The sequence below is a fragment of the Ochrobactrum sp. SFR4 genome (assembly GCF_019730395.1).
Taxonomy (GTDB): domain Bacteria; phylum Pseudomonadota; class Alphaproteobacteria; order Rhizobiales; family Rhizobiaceae; genus Pseudochrobactrum.
Genome location: NZ_JAAPBB010000210.1, coordinates 1 through 450, shown reverse-complemented (window position 1 = coordinate 450; position 450 = coordinate 1). Strand labels below are relative to the sequence as shown.

The following is a 450-nucleotide window of genomic DNA, read 5'->3' as shown; positions in this document are numbered from 1 at the left end:
AGGGCCGTACATTTGACTGCGGTTCCAAGGAAGGCTTTATTCAGGCGAATGTGGCTTTTGCCCTGTGGCGCCATGATATCCGTCCGCTGGTTGAAGTCAGCATTGATGAATTGCTGAAGACAATTAAATTGTCATGATTAGAGTGCCGTGTGCCAGACTTGGCACACAAAGGCTGCTCTAATATATTATAATTATGCTCTAAAGAAAAAGCCGGTCACTGACCGGCTTTTTTTATTGGGTTTGTTGTGATCAGCGGCGCAGTTTTACGCCGAGATAGACGCTGTTGCTTTGATAGTCGCGGCTGGCCACATCACTCTTGATAAATTCATGGCGCAATTTACCGTCCACACCGAAGAAACGGTTGAACCAGTAGGTTGCTCCGGCTTCTGCACCCATACCGTAATCGGTGCCGCTGCCATCGCGATTGTCACGGACGGATGCATCCAGCCG

Annotated in this window: 1 protein-coding gene and 1 pseudogene; one reads left to right on the top strand and one right to left on the bottom strand. The window is 49.3% G+C overall.

Going from position 1 to position 450, the window contains the following annotated elements; genetic code table 11:
* Nucleotides 1-137: pseudogene (locus HBA93_RS18645) on the top strand (UTP--glucose-1-phosphate uridylyltransferase); the annotation flags it as partial.
* Nucleotides 138-249: 112 nt separating this feature from the next.
* On the opposite strand, the gene HBA93_RS18640 reads toward HBA93_RS18645, so the two are convergent.
* On the bottom strand, nt 250-450 hold a 201-nt coding region (locus HBA93_RS18640), incomplete at its 5' end, for an outer membrane beta-barrel protein (RefSeq protein WP_221724294.1).